Consider the following 14,771-nt stretch of genomic DNA (forward strand, 5'->3'; position numbering starts at 1 on the left):
CCGTCGGTGAACCGTCACGGGTTGAAGACCGGCTTCAGGAGTTGACCAGCGCCGGTCGGCGTGGCGGGTTTTGAGCGTAGTAGGCAGTCTCGTACTCGGCCGGGGTGAGGTAGTCGAGCCGGGAATGCAGGCGAGCGTTGTTGTACCAGTCGACCCACTCCATCAACGCGAATTCGACATCGGCAACGGTCTTGAACGGGCCGTGCCGAGGGATGACTTCGGTCTTGAACAGGCCGATGATCGACTCGGCGAGTGCATTGTCGTAGGCATCGCCAACGCTGCCGAACGAGGCTGACAGTCCTTGCAAGGCAAGGGATTCGGTGAACATGACCGAGGTGTATTGACTGCCGGCGTCGGAGTGATGGATCAGTCCGGGCTCGATCGGATGTCCGTAGTGATCGCGTCGCCAGATCGCCATGTTAAGGGCCTTGGACACCAACGCGGTCGTCTTCGTCGATGACACGGTCCATCCCACGATCGACCTCGCGAACACATCGAAGACGAACGCCACATACGCCCATCCCGTCCAGGTCGAGACGTAGGTGAAATCGGCAACCCACACCAGATTCGGCGCCTGCGCACCGAAGTCGCGGTTGAGTCGGTCACCGGCACGGATCCCGTCCTTGCTGGGGATCGTGGTGCGGTGGCGGCGACCTCTGACCACGCCGTTCATACCCAAATCCCGCATGAGCCGGTCGACGGTGCAAAACGCTGCCGAGTGTCCGCGCCGACGCAGATAGCGAGTCATCTTCCGCCGCCCATACATCTGCTCCGGGCTACCGACCAGCCCACGCAGTGCATGTTCGAGGTTGGCATCAGTAACATCGCGGGCCGACGGCGGCCGGAATCTAGCTTTTCGGTAGGTCCGGGGCGCGATCTGGATGCCGTGCTCGGTGAGCACGCGGCAGATCGACTCGACGCCGTGGACCTGGCGGTATTGATCGATGAATCCGACGATCAACGGTGTCGCGGGTCGAGTTCCCGCGCGAAAAAAGCCGACGCCAACTTCAGTATCTCGTTGGCCTGCTTCAGTTCCCGGTTCTCTCGACGCAGCTGCTCGAGCTCGAGCTGCTCGGCGGTCTTCGCCGCGGCCACGGGCTTACCCGGACTCGCTTGGGCTTTCAGGATCCACTGACGCAGGCTTTCGGGATGCACGTCGACCATCGGACCGATCGCTTGCGCCGCGGCATATGCGGACGGGTACTCGTCGAGGTGGTCCAGGGCCAACCTCAGAGCCTTCTCGCGAACCTCGGGCGGGTAACGCTTGGACATGATGACCATCTTCCTCAAAGAAGGAAGCGGTCTTCAACCCGTGACGGTTCATGCCCACCGCGGGACTACTCGTGCTCATCGACCCCCTCATCCCGATACCCTTCGCGCTCACCGCGGCAATCCTCACCGCGACCGTCGCTGTGCTCGTCTGGCGGCAGCCGATAGACCCCGGCACCCCACACGCCTAGACCTGTTCGGAAGGAGTGGATACCGAGTGTGGGCTGCTGTCGCCTTCACACATGCTTCGGCAGCCGGGCGTCTTCGGTGAAACGCCAAGTACCACTGCTGCTCTCCGGCACGCATACCTCTGCGTCCGCGAGTCAGGATTATCGCAAGAATTGCGAAAACGGTTGCGCTACTGCCGATTTCAGTGCGGGCTGCGGCGTGCGTGCCCGACGGATCGTGACGCTTCGAACAATGATCTTTCAGGGAAGTGATTCACCAGAACTGCCATGTGATCGGAGAGGGCACTCTCGATTCTGCCGTGATCCGCGCATCATCAACCGAACGGTGCGGCCCGGAATCAGGCCAGAATGACGCATCGTCGCGGAGGGCTTTGAACGACACGTAATAGGAATGCCCGGCCGAATCGAGGATCGGCTCCTCGCCCTCCGCGAGTGTGCCCTCGTCCTGGGCAACTTCGTACCAGAAATCGTAGTCGAGACGGACGACGAACACCGGCATGAGAACGATGTCGGCATACAGCCACGAACCCGTAGCTACGATCTCCTGGCCGTTCATGATGACCAGATGCTACGCAGAGTTGAGAGATACTCGCTTCGGCGCCTGGCCAACGCCCTATATTGCCGCGATCCGCGCGACCCGAACGGCCACGACCCCCGCCGACGAACGCACTCAACTGCCGAGTTGGGTGCACAACTGGCGACTGCGGCTGTACTGACGAAGACCGACGGTAGCCCGCGCGATGAAGATCTCCTCGCGGTCCAGGGCATACGGCGGGGCATCGACGTCGGGTTTGATGCTGAGCCCCTCAGGCACAGATCTCGGTGGAACCGCGGCTGGGGGCAGGCAGGCCCACGAAGTCGGCGTGGCCGTTCTCGAATCGCGGGGCCTGGTCGGCGGTGATGAGTGCCATGGGTCTCTCCTCTGCGGTGTGAATGAGGTTGTGTACGTGGGCTACTGAGCCCAGGGCGGGCTGACGCGATTGCCGCCGGGGGCCTGGGCGTACGCGCCGACCGGCAGCACCGCCACCGCCTCGAACGGCTCATCGCCCGGGACGCTCAGGTGAAAGACGGTGTGCGCGGGGATGACCAGGGCATCCCCGGCGCAAAGCTCGCCGGTCTCGCCGTCGATGATCACCTGCGCCCGCCCGGAAAGGGCGATGAAGATCTCCTCACGCGACACCGCGTGCGCGTGACCGGGATTGCCCGCTTCGAGGGTGAATCGCCACACGCTGTTCTCGCTGGAATCCCGGCTGGGAGCGGCCAATCCGATGGCGGTCATGAGGGGGGGCCTGGAAGGTGGGTGCGTCGGCGGATTTGATGAGTGGCATGCTCTACTCCTGATGTTCAACCAAGGTGTTCAACTATGGTGTACAACGTGAGTTGAACATATCGGTACGGAGGGAGTCAAGCATGGATTTCGGGGTACTGCTCGGGCAGGCCTACCAGGGGTTCGTGCAGGAGTTACACGCACACCTGGCCGGGCACGGACATCAGGTGCTGGGCGCCTCGTACGGGTACGTGCTGCGCACACTCGCGGACAACGCGCTCACCGCGAGCCAGTTGGGCGAGCACCTGGGGATTACCGCGCAGGGTGCGGCCAAGGTGGTGGATGAGATGGTCCGGCAAGGTTATGTCGAGCGCCGCGCCGACCCGAATGACAAGCGCGCCAAACTGCTGCAGCTGTCCGAGCGCGGGCGCGACATGCTCGACACCGTCCGGACCTTCCACGCGGACTACGAGCGGAGACTGACCGCACGGGTGGGCGCGGATCAGATCGCCGCCGTGCGGGCGGTGCTCGGCGAGATCGTTGACGCTGCAACCGATTCCGCTAACCCACGTGCTTTCCGGCCGCTGTGAGCCGAGCGATATGTCGATGGCCGGTCTGGCGCTACCCAGAGTCAGTTACATCTTGGTGTATCGCGCCATGGCGAAACTGTAGAAGCCGTAGGTGATGATGCCCAGGCCGGCCGCGATCAACAAGACAGCTCCGAACGGCTGTGCTCCCAGGGTTTTGAACGCTCCGTCGAGTCCGGTGGCTTCGCTGGGATCGGATCGGCCGACCGCGAGTATCACCAGCAATCCGATAGCCGCGACGGCGAACCCCTTCGCGATGTATCCCACCGTGCCCAACCGGCGAACCAGCTTGCTCGTGGAGCCTTGCAGGTCTTCGAGGAAGCTCTGGGTCGCGCCCTTGTACACGTGATAGCCGCCGATCCCGATGATGATCAACCCGGCGGCGACGAGGGCGATCGTGCCCACGCTCGATCGCATCATCGCAGCGGTGATCCCCGTACTCTGCTCGCTACTGGATTCGCCCGCGCCCCGGGCGAATCCGAATGCGGAGACGGCGAAGCCGAGGTAGACCACCGCGAGGGAGAATGCCTTGACGCGATTGACGGCCTCGGATTTCTTGCTGTCGGAGCCGGGTCTGGAGGAGCTGCCGAGTGCCGCTTCGGCGAGCCGCCACAACGCCATCAGCGAGAACGCGACGACACCGACCCAGAGTGCGAGGACACCGCCCGGCTTGGCGGCCAGTTCCGCCATGGCCCCCGATTGGTCGGCGGTTCCGCCTCCGCCGCCGAGGGCGAGCCGGATGGCGATGTAGCCGATGAACAGGTGCACGATGCCGCTCATGACGAAGCCCGCGCGGGCGAATCGTTCGAAGACGCTGTTCTGGGCCACCTTGGCCACGGCACTGGCTGAGTTGTCGTACGACGATGGGGAGACGGTGTTGTTCGGCATGGTGATAACCCCTGCGTGTGGTGGATCCGTCGAGGTGGTCCGCAACGGTCGGCGCGCGGGGTCTAGTGCGAGGTCTCTCGTTCGGCGAAGCTAGTTCTTGAAGGCGTCTTTGATCTTGGCGGCGGACTGTTTCAGGTTGCCCTTGACTTGTTCGGCCCGACCCTCGGCTTCGAGGCTTCGGTTGCCGGTGGCGCGACCGAACACCTTCTTCATCCGACCCTTGGTGGCCTCGACGGAATTCGCGATTTTCTTGCTCATACTCATGGCGGTTTCCTCGCTGTGTGGGATCAAGTCAACGCCGTAACCCCACGGCTGTCAACGATGTTGATCTTCAACACAGGGATCCGCGTGGTCGCGGCGAGCCTCCTGGTACGAACCCGCCCGCCGAGATCCCCGAACGCCAGGTGCGTCCTGGGTGGGTCCGTACAGACGCAGCGCCGCGAACCACCCCCCCTGCCCGGCACGGTTTTGATCCAGTTCTGTTCACCGCTGGCGGGCGGTTCCGGGCCGAAATACAGCTGCGCCGAACCGTCGGGGCCGGTGACGACGTTCTGGTCAGATGCCAGTGAGGCGAATCCACCGTTGTCGAGCAGGCAGCGGGTGTGGCGTCGTAGAGCACCAGTGACCAGTAGTTGACGACCGGCATCCCGGCGGGCAGGTGCAGGGTGTAGTGGTTCTCACCGGTCGGTCGTTCCCCGTAGGCGTCGAAGAACGCGCCCGCGTATTGCGCGCCTTTGCCCCGCATCGCCAAAAACATCGCATCCGAGGTGGAGAACGCCGAATAGAAGAAGGTCAGACGCCCGTCGAAGTTCTGGTAGGTCGCGGTGTGAACTCCGGGTCGGCAGTGACGTACGGGCCGGGGATCATGTTGCTGGTCCAATGCCGATTCGGCCACACCCGCAGATGGTCATCGGGGTTGAAAGCGACTGTGGCGGCGTATTTCTCACCGACTGCCGCGGCTGCGTCCAAGATCTCGATCAGTGTGTGGTCGGGTAGGACCGGTGAAGTTACACAGTCCGGGAAGGCGGCTCAGACGTCGGTCAGCGAACGCACTGTCATGCCGCGGACGCGCGGTCCCGAGGGCTGCGCCGCCGGCCGACGAGCGCACTGAGCTGCCGATGAGCGTGTCCGCCCACCGTTGCGGGATGGGCGAGCGCTGGATACATCGACGCCGTGATTCTTTCCACTGGGAAGGGCGTCGTGCGCCTCAGTCGGTGATTCCCCGCAGTGCCCAACCCCCCGACGCGCGCCGCTTTGTGTGGGGGGTAAGTCGATCACCCGAGATCGGAAGCGCTTGCAGCGCAGCCGTTCGACAGCGATCAGCGAGATCGGATTCGACTATCGGCCAGGACCGCCCGGCGTCTACCAGATCATGCCCCGCATCGATACCATCCCTCTGGCCGATCTCATCGATACCTTCGAAATCAGCGATCGCACCACTCGTGACTGCGCCGCATTCGGCCCATTTCTGTTCGACCGCAATCAGTACGACAAAGCCGTCCAGGATCTCGACGCCGCGATCGCCGCCCCCGTTCCAACGTCTCGATGACCTCGGAATGAGTCATCACGGGACGATTCTCGAAACGTCGACCAGAGTGCACTTCGCCAGATTCGTTGGATGATGCGCGGCGGCGCACCGGATCCAGCATCGGTCACCGCTACGGACATCTTTCGATCAGGACTTGCCGTCATCGACTGGCGTGGTGGGGCTCGGTCTGTTGGATTTATCGCCGAGGCGCGCGTGCAACCGTTCGCGGACCTGGTCCGGGGTGTATGCGCGACGTTTGCGTTCGGCCCGCACGATGACCACCCCGGTCGCCGCGACACCCGCGGTCCCGGCCAGACCCAATATCTTCCACCAGCGCATGCGCCTAGGCTAGTCGCTGTGCCAGACGAAACGCCGATGAGTATCGGCTTGGACGAAGCAGTAGAGCTGACGCGAACGGGGGATCTATGGCTGTTTCGCGGGCATTCTCGCGCGGATCGCGCGATACGGGGGTTGACCAACAGCCCGGTGAACCACGTCGGCATGGCAGTGGTCATCGATGACCTACCGGCGCTGATATGGCATGCCGAACTCGGTAAGGCACTGCCGGATATCTGGTCGGGTAGCCATCATCGCGGAGCCCAGCTACACGATTTGCGGGCTGCGGTCATCCGATGGAGCCAGGAGTACGGGCAACAGGCGTGGATGCGTCAGTTGGATCGGCCGGTGACCAGCGAGATGGAGGATGCAGCGCTGCGGGTGGTGGCGAGGCTGGACGGCATGCCCTTCCCCTCCACCGGCGCGCTGGCGGGGCGCTGGTTGCTGGGCCGGGTGCCGATACCGAAACGGTCGAAAAGGCGCGAATCCGATCATGCCGGTCTGGAGAACGCCTACTGCGCGGAGATCGTCGCCATGACGTATGAGGCCATGGGCTTGTTGCCGAATAGACGTCCGAATTGGTATGACCCGGGCAGATTTTGGAGCGGCGACAACCTGCGACTGGCCGAGGGGTATCACCTCGGCGGGGAAATCACGGTGCACGTTCCCGACCACTGACCGCGGCGACTTCCGCCACGAGTGACAACCCCCATCATCGTGCACGGACCACGACCCATGGAAGCCCGGTAATGCCGATGAGCGTGCTATTCCGGTGTGCTCGCAGATGATCCGAGGGGCCGGTGCGGGTGTGCGGTGAGGACCGAGTTGTCGCTCGGTCGCACGCAACCTATGAAGGAACCGATTCGGTCGGCCTCGCCGGGTCAGCGGCCGCTGCGCGGTTGACTCAACAGCGCGCGCCCGCGTTCCGGGGTGAGGCTGTAAGCCAGCACCGGGTCGGCGAGCAAGCCGACCGGGGCGATGTGATCTGGCGTACGGGGCCGCCAATGCGCCATCGCGGCCTCGAGCGCATGCCACAGCGCCGCCGGGTCGGAGTGGTGTTGCGCGAGCGCCTTTCGTACCGCGGCGTCGAATGCCTGGTTGCCGTAGGAGAGTTGGTAGCCGGGCCGCTCTACCCGGGCCCGGTGCCCGTCGATGGCACGTTTGATCTCGCCCCCGGGGTCGTCGACGATCTGGGCAACGTCGAGCGCGGAGGCATACCAGGGTTCTTTGTGTGCGTGTTGCAGGAACATGCATGGCACGAACTCGTCGGTGAACAGTGGACCGGTGAAGAATTCCTCCGGAACGGGTGCCAGCGGTAGCACGCGCGAAAGGATCCGGGAGGCGTCGTAGGGGGAAGAGGTGCTGAGGAACATCTGGAGCTGGGTTTGTAAGACCGTGGCGCGTGATTGGCCGAAATGCTGGGCTTTCTCCAGGGCCGCCATGGCTGTGTCGATGTCCCCGGAAAGGGCTTCGCTTCGTGCCTGTTCGGCCACCAGATCCCAGTTGTCACGGGTTCTGCCCGCCGGCTGACGTATTTGATGAAGGCTTTGGTACTTCGATTCCATGAGGGCGGTGAACGAGGGATACCGCTGCGGGATCTCGCCCCAGGAAAACACGCTGTAGGCGGCCCATTCGCCGTTGTCGTCGCGGTCGGCCGGGTCGAGGAACAGGACTCCGACGTCGGCGTGCAGCGAGATCAGTAGTCCGCGGCTGAACGGGTTACCCGGCGCGTCGACTGGTGGCTCGGTGATCAGGTCTGCCCAGGACTCCCAGGTCGGTTCGAGATCACGCAGCCATCCCAGATCGGTGGTGTCCCGCATCTGCCGCACGAATTCCCCGGCATGGCGCCATCCATCGGTGGTCAGCAGGAAGCTGCGATAGGAGGGTGGCAACCGCAGGCCGAGGCGCAGCTCGACCGCGGCGATGTCGGCCTCGGTTGCCGGGGCGTACCCGAGCCAGCGCTGCTGCACCACCTCGGGATCCAACTCATCAGGATCTCTGCTGGCGATCCATTCCTCGCTCCACAGCTCCAACCACGGTCTCCAGTTCATTTCATGAACGCTACGACCAGCCGCCGACAAGCCCGGACGGGTGCGGGCCGAGATCGTGGTGAGGAGAGGTACCGGCCCTTCTTCGAGATATCCGCAAATGCCGCTGAGCGCGCGGTCGCGAACGACCGCATCGACCGACGAGCGTCAATCGGTCTCAACCCGGCCGGGCTGATCTACGCTTCCGGGTGGATCGATTCTGTGGATTTCATTCGAAAGTCCCGCCCCCCATCTCGTGAGGAGACGCTCATGGGCTCGAGTTGGAGAACAGATCCCGTCCAGAATGGCTGGTCGGTGGAGCTTTTCTGGATGCGGTACGAAACCGGCACGCTGTACGGCTACGGCGTCGGAGGGACTGCCCCGGCATCCGAAGACGGGAAGGTCTACCAGTTCAGTTACAGGTTGAACGAACCCTTCACGCCGGACTCCGGCAGTTCGGCGATCGACAGCTATCAGACCATCTTCCAGGCGACAGCGAAGATTTCTGGAGACAAGTTCAGCGATGGACACGAGGTCGAACTCGATGAAGGACGCACGACGGTCTTCGATGGCCCCCAACGGCGGTATCGAATCGTCGCTCGCGAAATGACCCCGACACCACCCCGGGGTCGGCTGGAGCCGATTGGGCCTGACGTCATCGTCGGCGAGGGTGTCAGCACGGTCCACATCGGGGGAGTTCGTTGATTCAGCAGCCATTCCGAGGGCTACTGATCGAGTGAATTGACTCGCACGGTCCCGCCTCGCCCCGAGCAGGCGGGGCCGTCGTGCACCGCACTCGAACGCCGACCCTCGCGGTTCGTCCGGCCAGACCGGGGCTTGGCCGCCGTTCGGGGCAGGGGCGCAAGACCTCGTGCGCCGGGCTCGACGAGGGCACCGGGCATATAGTCGTCGTCAGTAGCGATTCTCGACGAGGTGCACCGAATTCCCACCCCGCGTGTCCGCACCTCCCCGCTTCACCAGAGCTGTCTCGTAAGGGTGCGACTAACGGGTGAGGACCGATGGAACGCGACAAAAACAAGCTCTTACACGGGCCTTTGTTCTCCCGGAGCGTTTCGCTCGACCGTCGGAACGCGGCTCGCCGGATCAGCGCGTACATCTATGGGAACGTCCTGATCCTCTCCGCGTTGATCCCGGTCGCACCGTCCCTCGAGGATGTCGGCATCGCGGTCGTTCTCGGGGCCGCCCTGTCGACCTTCATCGCCCATGTCTTCGCCGAGAGCGTCGGGCAATCGGTACGCCAGAGCGACGCGCCCTCTCCACCCCAGCCATGGCTCGACCTGCGCGATTCGCTGCCGATCCTCAGTTCGGCGGTGCTGCCCTGCGCGATCCTCGTGGCGGCGGCGGTCGGGTGGCTCGAACCACGGACCGCCCAGGTGCTCGCCGAGGTCGCCATGCTGGTGCGGATCGGTGGAATCACGTTCGTCATCCGCAGGCTCGAGGGTGCGCGGCCGGATCGGTCGACCCTGCTCGGGGCGATTCTGCTCAGCTGCGTGGCCACCGCCGTCGTAGCGGCGAAGGTCGTCCTCACGCACTGATCCGAGGCGGAACGCTCGGGGGAGCTGCTCGAGGCGCGCTTTTCCTGCGCCGAATCTAGAACACGTTCTACACTCCGGTCATGGACCTGGTTGCTATCGAGGAGATCAAGCGTCTCAAGCACCGCTACTTCCGCACGCTCGACCTGAAACTGTGGGACGAGTTCGCGGACTGCCTCGCCGAGGACGTCTCCGCGCGCTATGGCACCCAGGCCATGGGCGAGCCACTGCATTACGACAATCGCGCCGACGTCGTGGCCTTCATGCGCAAGAACCTCGGACCCGGGATCGTCACGGTCCACATCGCCAACCATCCCGAGATCGAGGTCGACGGCGACACCGCGAAGGGGTCCTGGGCATTCGAGGACACCGTCCTCGTGCCGGGTGCGAAGATCCAGATCCGTGGTGGCGGATACTATTCCGACACCTATCGTCGCGACTCGGACGGAATCTGGCGGATCGCCTCGACGCGATACGAGCGCATCTACGAGGCATTGACCTCGCTGGAAGACCTCCCGAGCTTCACGCTGCTCGCCAACCGCTGGGATCCATCGCTGAAGCACTGAAATCAGTCGTCTCCCGAATTCCCTCGGCCGCAACATGAGAAGCCCGGCCGTGATCACTCAGCACGTCGTTCTCCATCCGACCACGCGATCCTTGCACGCCTACTCGACGCCATCCTTCTGTCGCACCTCGACAGTGGCGTCATATATAGGATCGGGCACGCGAAGCGCGGAATCACCAGGGGGGCGACAGGTATGGATCAGCAGGCACCGCAGCAGTCTCCGTCCCGGACGGGTGGGGGTATCGAATCGCGCGGTGACACAACATCTTCGCAGATGCCGGGGCGTGTTCGGGCGGCGCGAGTCATCATTGTCGTGATGTCGGCAATCGGACTGGCCGGCACTGTCGCGCTGATAGGGATGGGCCATCCCTATGCGGCGGGCGGGAACGCTCAGGGGTACCTGTTCTTCTGGGCGATGGCGGTCACTGCCTTGTTCTTCGCGCGACGGCGGGGCTGGGTCCGGATCACCGCGACCGTCTTCGCCGTGATCGAAGGGCTCGTGGCTTTCGGTTCCATGGCCTTCAACGGCGGGAACGTCGACACCGATGCCGGTTTCGCCTTCGTCCGGATGTCACCCGGGCCTTTCGGGCTGGTCGCGGTGATCGCCGTCATCGCCCTGCTGTTCGGTGGATCGGCCAACCGATGGTTCAGTCCCGGCGGGGCGGCACCGGGCAGCCCGCGACCGCCGCGAGACCCGGGCAAGCCGCTGCTGCGCCGCCGCCCTTACGTGGTCGGTTTGCTGATCACGATCGTGGTCGTCATCGGCATCGCGACGGCGGTGGTCATCGGCAACACCAGCAACACCACCGGCCCCGGCGCGCTGTCGGCCGGCGATTGTGTCGCGACCGAGGACGACCTGAGTATCGGCTTCTCCGATGCCGAGTTGGTGAAGGTGGGCTGTTCGGACGTGAGAGCCCAGGCGAAGGTCATCGCCCGAATCGAGGGCACGGACAAGACCACCGAGTGCCGGAAGTACGAGGACTCCGTCAAGCTCGCGGGGTACATCGGCTCCGGCGGTGGTGAGTCCTTCGTGCTCTGCCTGCGTTCGTTCAGCTGAATCCGGCGACGGCAGCCGCGTCGCAGGACAAGGTCCTGACGAGCCTGAGCCGGTTGAGCCCGATGGACGCGTAGATTCGACCTTGCTGTGATCGTGAGCGTTCCTCGACGAAGGGATCTCTGTCATGAGCAAGTCGCCCAGGCATCGCCGATGCCGCAGAGCATGCGCGGTGCTCGCGGTCGTGCTCGCCATCGCCACGGGCGGCTGCGGTACGGAGGACAAGTCCGACGGCGCCGCGTCCTCACCGGTCGAGAGTGCCGAAGCGGCGAAGATCGCCGACATCGTTCGCGCCAAGATGACCGAACTCGACCTCAGCTCGGCGGTCTACGGCGCATGGCGGGGCAGCGAGCAGATCGCCTTGGGCGCGCTGGGCGGATCACCGCTCGGTGTCCCCGCGACCGTGGATATGCGCTTGCGTGTCGGCCAGCCGATGGAGCCCATGCTGTCCACGGTCCTGTGGCGACTCGACGGACAGGGCGTGCTGAAACTCGACGAACCCATCGCTCGCTGGCTGCCCGATTTCCCGCGCGCGGACAAGATCACTCCGCGGATGCTCGCCGACAGCACCTCCGGAATCTCCGACTATGTGACCGAACCGGAGTTCCTGAAGATATTCGGCGAGAACCCGATCCGCGAATGGACCGCGCCGCAACTGCTCGAGCGCGCCAACGCGCGCCCTCCGCTGTTCGAGCCGGGCACCAGCTTCGCCTACGCCCACAGCGATCTGGTCGTGCTCGGCGAGGTCCTGCAAAAGGCAGCGGGCAAGCCCCTCGGTGATCTGATCGCCGAGCACATCACCGTCCCACTGGGCATGCACGACAGCAAAGTTGTCCTCACCCCGCAGGTCGACGAACCGATCCTGCACGGCTACACCAACGAACGAAACTTCTTCGAAGACTCCACGTTCTGGAACCCCACCGCCTTCCTGCACAGCGGCAACATGAACTCCACCGTCGGCGATGTCGGCCGCTGGGTCCGCGCCCTCGGCACCGGCGAACGACTCACCCCCGACCAGTTTCAGCAGATGATGGGCCCGTCGACCGCGGGCCTCGGTCCGTTCACCACCGAAAAATACTTCGCCTTCGGCGTGGTCCACCTCGCCGACTGGCTGTACATGAACCCGTCCTACGGCGGCTACGACGGCGTCGCCTTCTACGACACGAAAACCGAGACAACCGTCGTGGTCTACGACACCCTCGGCCCCACCTCCGACTCCAACCAGAACAACGCCGTCGGCATCGGCACCGAGATCGCCACCCTCCTGGTTCCCGAACGCCCGCCGGCGGTGCCCTGAGCCGCGGGCGACGCCCTTCAGCCGGGTTCGATCGGCACGGCGTACCGGCCCGCGATCACCGGTTGCGCAGGACTTCGAGGCGGCCGTCGATCGACGCCAGGCGACATCCGGCTGTGCCGGTGTTCAGCAGCATGTTGGCGACTTGGAGCAGCAGGACAAGGTAGGGCTTGCCGGAGGTGGACCGGCGGGGCCATTCGTGCCAGTAGTGCGGTGGGTCGAGGCAGGTGTCGGGACCGGTGGGTAGTCGCAGACGTTCACCGGGCGTGAGGACGGTGATGTGGAGATCGGTGAGGGTCCTGACGGCATCGTCGGACAGGGGCGCGGTTCGGGTGAGCATCGCCCAGCGGTGCAGCGGAACATAGGGCGGCGCCGTAGCGAGGGTCGGAACTGCCAACGGGTTGCGGTCGTAGGTGGCGGCGGCCAGTCCGGCGGGAACCAGAAGCGCGGTGACAGTGTCGTCGCACACCAGCTCCACGCCAGTCCCGTCGGTGGTGATCGCGGTCGGCAGACCGCGCTCCCGATACGCATTCATCCAGTCCGGGGAGTTGTGCGGCTGGGGTGCGTTCGGCCAGGGGAGACCCCGGGATCCGTTGAGGACCTCCCACGCGGCGGCGCCGAGCTCGCACTCGTGGTGGCGGTGGTCGAACCAGTACCGGCGGGCGTCGGTGGGGGAGAGCGCCAATGGTGGGCTGACACAGTCGAACTCCTCGTTCTCGAGTCCCATTGGTTTTCCTCCGGTGTCGGATGGCGGCCGATGACAACGGACGCGGGCACCGACGATCGTGCCACACGCTTCCATACTTTCAGGTATGGATAAGTGTGCTTCATAGTATGGTCGGTGGACGTGACGCCCAGCGTGGGTCGTTCAGCGAATTTCACGTCAGGAGGCCGACATTGGCCGAGTTCGTCGAGGATCAGGTCCATCGGGTCGCGAGCACCGTGGACACCGTGCGAGCCCCGTCGAGATGTCCCACCGCTTTTCGCTACTGGGAAGCCCGCAGCACGCCGACAGTGCGACGGGTCGAACGCGCTTTCACGGCCGTGACCCGGCAACCGCTGTTCCCCAGCGACGAACAGGCCGCGGCCCTGTGCGAAGACCTGTTCGCCGGTGATCCGGTGGCCGAGCGATTCGTCGCCGAGGTGATGCACGGCGAGATCGGCTCGAAAGCTGGGCGGGCGATGCTGGAGACAGCGCTGGCCGAGGGCATCGACGCCGTCGCGGACGCACCGGAGTCCATGCGCGCGTTGTTCGCCGAGTTCGAAACGGTGCCCGACTGGGTGGTCCCCGAACTGGTGGAACAGGGCGCGGCGATCTGGCGGCGCTGGGGCACCATGCTGTTCAGTTTCGCCGGGGCCGAAACCCTCGAGATGTACACCGAAGCCGCGGTCGCGACCCCGTTGTCGCTGGCGGGCGGCTACGCCGGAGACAGTGCGCTGCGCCGGTTCCTGGAGACCACCCGCTTCTGGATGGACGTCTCGGCTCCCGACGCGCTGCTCACCCCGGGATCGGCGGGCCGGGCCACCGCGCTGAAGGTCCGTGTCATGCACGTTTCGGTGCGGGCGAAGGTCGCCGGCCACCCCGAATGGGACACGCGGCGGTGGGGTCTGCCGATCAGCCAGACCTACCAGATGCTGACCCTGCTGGCAGGCAGTGTGACCCCCGGATTGGGCTTGTGGGCGCTGGGCTACCAGACGACGCCCTCGGAAATCCGTGCGCTGCTGCACTTCCAGAAGTACATGGGCCACCTGCTCGGTGTGCGGTTGCGCTGGTACCCCGAGACCGTGCGCGACGCCCTGCGGGTGCTGGCCATGACGATGGTCTCGCGCTCCTACGACGCGGGGGAGCACGGTACGGAACTGATCGAGTCGTATCCGGCGGCGTTCGCGCCCCGCGACGGGCACCGTGGCCTGACCCGGTTGCGCGAAATGTACAACTACCGGATCAATTCCGTGTACTCCGCGATGTACATGGCGCCGGGAACCCGTCGCCGCTACACCATGCCGCCCGCGTTGCCCTGGATCGTCGTTCCGATCGCGCGATTCCCGCTGATCACCGTGATGGAGATCGTGCGCCGGTTCTGTCCGCCGTTCGCGCGGGCGCACGAGAAGATCATGCTCGCGCATCGCGAGAACTGGTATCGAGCCCAGATGCGGGGCCGGACCGCCGCATTCGACGCCAGCGGCGCACTGCGCCGATGAACCCACCGAAGGT

The 14,771-nt window shown here is 64.8% G+C and carries 19 protein-coding genes, 1 pseudogene and 1 other annotated feature; of the genes and pseudogenes, 10 read left to right on the forward strand and 10 right to left on the reverse strand.

Annotated elements, in window-relative coordinates; all coding sequences use genetic code 11:
• Positions 1-34 precede the first annotated feature (34 nt).
• Positions 35-1,272, reverse strand: a protein-coding gene (locus tag ACFTS5_RS13475) for an IS3 family transposase (protein WP_378630684.1) whose coding sequence is annotated in 2 segments (ribosomal slippage) — positions 35-990 and positions 990-1,272 — 1,239 coding nt in all. Because the reading frame shifts where the segments join, the coding sequence is not laid out codon by codon here.
• Positions 869-997, reverse strand: a sequence feature (AL1L pseudoknot). (Overlaps the previous gene by 129 nt.)
• Before the next feature lie 50 nt (positions 1,273-1,322).
• Between ACFTS5_RS13475 and ACFTS5_RS13480 the strand changes: the two genes are divergently transcribed.
• Positions 1,323-1,460, forward strand: a complete 138-nt coding sequence (locus ACFTS5_RS13480) for a hypothetical protein (protein WP_378630686.1) — start codon at positions 1,323-1,325, stop codon at positions 1,458-1,460.
• A gap of 250 nt (positions 1,461-1,710) precedes the next feature.
• Here ACFTS5_RS13480 and ACFTS5_RS13485 read toward each other — a convergent pair whose 3' ends face one another.
• Both ACFTS5_RS13485 and ACFTS5_RS13490 read right to left on the reverse strand, forming a co-directional pair.
• Complete coding sequence (locus ACFTS5_RS13485) at positions 1,711-2,013, reverse strand: hypothetical protein (protein ID WP_378630688.1); 303 nt, start codon at positions 2,011-2,013, stop codon at positions 1,711-1,713.
• A gap of 396 nt (positions 2,014-2,409) precedes the next feature.
• Positions 2,410-2,736, reverse strand: coding sequence for a cupin domain-containing protein (locus ACFTS5_RS13490; RefSeq protein WP_378630690.1), 327 nt, complete (start codon positions 2,734-2,736; stop codon positions 2,410-2,412).
• A gap of 131 nt (positions 2,737-2,867) precedes the next feature.
• On the opposite strand from ACFTS5_RS13490, the gene ACFTS5_RS13495 reads away from it, so the two are divergent.
• Complete coding sequence (locus ACFTS5_RS13495; protein WP_378630692.1) at positions 2,868-3,314, forward strand: MarR family winged helix-turn-helix transcriptional regulator; 447 nt, start codon at positions 2,868-2,870, stop codon at positions 3,312-3,314.
• Positions 3,315-3,359: 45 nt separating this feature from the next.
• Here ACFTS5_RS13495 and ACFTS5_RS13500 read toward each other — a convergent pair whose 3' ends face one another.
• The 4 genes and pseudogenes from ACFTS5_RS13500 to ACFTS5_RS13515 form a co-directional block, all read right to left on the reverse strand.
• Complete coding sequence (locus tag ACFTS5_RS13500) at positions 3,360-4,199, reverse strand: DUF1206 domain-containing protein (RefSeq protein ID WP_378630694.1); 840 nt, start codon at positions 4,197-4,199, stop codon at positions 3,360-3,362.
• 90 nt (positions 4,200-4,289) lie between these two features.
• On the reverse strand, positions 4,290-4,457 hold the full coding sequence (locus ACFTS5_RS13505; RefSeq protein ID WP_378630696.1) for a CsbD family protein: 168 nt from the start codon (positions 4,455-4,457) through the stop codon (positions 4,290-4,292).
• Positions 4,458-4,486: 29 nt separating this feature from the next.
• Positions 4,487-4,828: a DUF1214 domain-containing protein gene (locus tag ACFTS5_RS13510; protein ID WP_378631441.1), complete on the reverse strand. Its 342-nt coding sequence runs from the start codon at positions 4,826-4,828 to the stop codon at positions 4,487-4,489.
• Positions 4,807-4,956 (reverse strand): annotated as a pseudogene (locus ACFTS5_RS13515) (DUF1214 domain-containing protein); the annotation flags it as partial. The pseudogene ACFTS5_RS13515 and the gene ACFTS5_RS13510, both read right to left, overlap by 22 nt.
• Before the next feature lie 615 nt (positions 4,957-5,571).
• Here ACFTS5_RS13515 and ACFTS5_RS13520 point away from each other — a divergent pair.
• Complete coding sequence (locus tag ACFTS5_RS13520; protein WP_378630697.1) at positions 5,572-5,748, forward strand: hypothetical protein; 177 nt, start codon at positions 5,572-5,574, stop codon at positions 5,746-5,748.
• A 126-nt stretch (positions 5,749-5,874) separates the two neighbouring features.
• On the opposite strand, the gene ACFTS5_RS13525 is transcribed toward ACFTS5_RS13520, so the two are convergent.
• A complete protein-coding gene (locus ACFTS5_RS13525) occupies positions 5,875-6,066 on the reverse strand; it encodes a hypothetical protein (protein ID WP_378630699.1) in 192 nt (63 codons plus the stop codon).
• Between the two features lie 36 nt (positions 6,067-6,102).
• Between ACFTS5_RS13525 and ACFTS5_RS13530 the strand changes: the two genes are divergently transcribed.
• Positions 6,103-6,741 carry a hypothetical protein gene (locus ACFTS5_RS13530; RefSeq protein WP_378631442.1) on the forward strand — a complete coding sequence of 213 codons (639 nt, stop codon included), beginning with the start codon at positions 6,103-6,105 and terminating at the stop codon, positions 6,739-6,741.
• Positions 6,742-6,944: 203 nt separating this feature from the next.
• Here the strand turns inward: ACFTS5_RS13530 and ACFTS5_RS13535 are convergent, their stop codons facing one another.
• On the reverse strand, positions 6,945-8,144 hold the full coding sequence (locus ACFTS5_RS13535; protein WP_378630700.1) for an SMI1/KNR4 family protein: 1,200 nt from the start codon (positions 8,142-8,144) through the stop codon (positions 6,945-6,947).
• Here ACFTS5_RS13535 and ACFTS5_RS13540 point away from each other — a divergent pair.
• The 5 genes from ACFTS5_RS13540 (at position 8,118) to ACFTS5_RS13560 (ending at position 12,559) form a co-directional block, all read left to right on the forward strand.
• Positions 8,118-8,795: a hypothetical protein gene (locus ACFTS5_RS13540; protein WP_378630702.1), complete on the forward strand. Its 678-nt coding sequence runs from the start codon at positions 8,118-8,120 to the stop codon at positions 8,793-8,795. The genes ACFTS5_RS13535 and ACFTS5_RS13540 overlap by 27 nt on opposite strands.
• A gap of 314 nt (positions 8,796-9,109) precedes the next feature.
• The gene (locus tag ACFTS5_RS13545; RefSeq protein ID WP_378630703.1) at positions 9,110-9,646 is read left to right on the forward strand and encodes a hypothetical protein; all 537 of its coding nucleotides are present in this window, start codon (positions 9,110-9,112) and stop codon (positions 9,644-9,646) included.
• Positions 9,647-9,726: 80 nt separating this feature from the next.
• Complete coding sequence (locus tag ACFTS5_RS13550; RefSeq protein ID WP_378630705.1) at positions 9,727-10,209, forward strand: nuclear transport factor 2 family protein; 483 nt, start codon at positions 9,727-9,729, stop codon at positions 10,207-10,209.
• A gap of 315 nt (positions 10,210-10,524) precedes the next feature.
• Positions 10,525-11,265, forward strand: a complete 741-nt coding sequence (locus ACFTS5_RS13555) for a hypothetical protein (protein ID WP_378630706.1) — start codon at positions 10,525-10,527, stop codon at positions 11,263-11,265.
• Positions 11,266-11,389: 124 nt separating this feature from the next.
• Positions 11,390-12,559 carry a serine hydrolase domain-containing protein gene (locus tag ACFTS5_RS13560; RefSeq protein ID WP_378630708.1) on the forward strand — a complete coding sequence of 390 codons (1,170 nt, stop codon included), beginning with the start codon at positions 11,390-11,392 and terminating at the stop codon, positions 12,557-12,559.
• A gap of 55 nt (positions 12,560-12,614) precedes the next feature.
• Here ACFTS5_RS13560 and ACFTS5_RS13565 read toward each other — a convergent pair whose 3' ends face one another.
• Positions 12,615-13,283 (reverse strand): hypothetical protein, encoded by a 669-nt coding sequence (locus tag ACFTS5_RS13565; protein WP_378630710.1) that lies wholly within the window; start codon positions 13,281-13,283, stop codon positions 12,615-12,617.
• Between the two features lie 107 nt (positions 13,284-13,390).
• On the opposite strand from ACFTS5_RS13565, the gene ACFTS5_RS13570 reads away from it, so the two are divergent.
• The gene (locus tag ACFTS5_RS13570; protein WP_378630711.1) at positions 13,391-14,758 is read left to right on the forward strand and encodes an oxygenase MpaB family protein; all 1,368 of its coding nucleotides are present in this window, start codon (positions 13,391-13,393) and stop codon (positions 14,756-14,758) included.
• Positions 14,759-14,771: the final 13 nt, after the last annotated feature.

The organism is Nocardia sp. NPDC056952 (genome assembly GCF_042674185.1).
Taxonomy (GTDB): Bacteria; Actinomycetota; Actinomycetes; order Mycobacteriales; family Mycobacteriaceae; genus Nocardia.

What these genes read in the sequence shown, in the direction of transcription:
- ACFTS5_RS13480 (WP_378630686.1), top strand. Translation starts at nt 1,323, where the DNA reads ATGCCCACCGCGGGACTACTCGTGCTCATCGACCCCCTCATCCCGATA.
- ACFTS5_RS13485 (WP_378630688.1), bottom strand. Translation starts at nt 2,013, where the DNA reads ATGAACGGCCAGGAGATCGTAGCTACGGGTTCGTGGCTGTATGCCGAC.
- ACFTS5_RS13490 (WP_378630690.1), bottom strand. Translation starts at nt 2,736, where the DNA reads ATGACCGCCATCGGATTGGCCGCTCCCAGCCGGGATTCCAGCGAGAAC.
- ACFTS5_RS13495 (WP_378630692.1), top strand. Translation starts at nt 2,868, where the DNA reads ATGGATTTCGGGGTACTGCTCGGGCAGGCCTACCAGGGGTTCGTGCAG.
- ACFTS5_RS13500 (WP_378630694.1), bottom strand. Translation starts at nt 4,199, where the DNA reads ATGCCGAACAACACCGTCTCCCCATCGTCGTACGACAACTCAGCCAGT.
- ACFTS5_RS13505 (WP_378630696.1), bottom strand. Translation starts at nt 4,457, where the DNA reads ATGAGCAAGAAAATCGCGAATTCCGTCGAGGCCACCAAGGGTCGGATG.
- ACFTS5_RS13520 (WP_378630697.1), top strand. Translation starts at nt 5,572, where the DNA reads ATGCCCCGCATCGATACCATCCCTCTGGCCGATCTCATCGATACCTTC.
- ACFTS5_RS13525 (WP_378630699.1), bottom strand. Translation starts at nt 6,066, where the DNA reads ATGCGCTGGTGGAAGATATTGGGTCTGGCCGGGACCGCGGGTGTCGCG.
- ACFTS5_RS13530 (WP_378631442.1), top strand. Translation starts at nt 6,103, where the DNA reads ATGAGTATCGGCTTGGACGAAGCAGTAGAGCTGACGCGAACGGGGGAT.
- ACFTS5_RS13540 (WP_378630702.1), top strand. Translation starts at nt 8,118, where the DNA reads ATGAACGCTACGACCAGCCGCCGACAAGCCCGGACGGGTGCGGGCCGA.
- ACFTS5_RS13545 (WP_378630703.1), top strand. Translation starts at nt 9,110, where the DNA reads ATGGAACGCGACAAAAACAAGCTCTTACACGGGCCTTTGTTCTCCCGG.
- ACFTS5_RS13550 (WP_378630705.1), top strand. Translation starts at nt 9,727, where the DNA reads ATGGACCTGGTTGCTATCGAGGAGATCAAGCGTCTCAAGCACCGCTAC.
- ACFTS5_RS13555 (WP_378630706.1), top strand. Translation starts at nt 10,525, where the DNA reads ATGTCGGCAATCGGACTGGCCGGCACTGTCGCGCTGATAGGGATGGGC.
- ACFTS5_RS13560 (WP_378630708.1), top strand. Translation starts at nt 11,390, where the DNA reads ATGAGCAAGTCGCCCAGGCATCGCCGATGCCGCAGAGCATGCGCGGTG.
- ACFTS5_RS13565 (WP_378630710.1), bottom strand. Translation starts at nt 13,283, where the DNA reads ATGGGACTCGAGAACGAGGAGTTCGACTGTGTCAGCCCACCATTGGCG.
- ACFTS5_RS13570 (WP_378630711.1), top strand. Translation starts at nt 13,391, where the DNA reads ATGGTCGGTGGACGTGACGCCCAGCGTGGGTCGTTCAGCGAATTTCAC.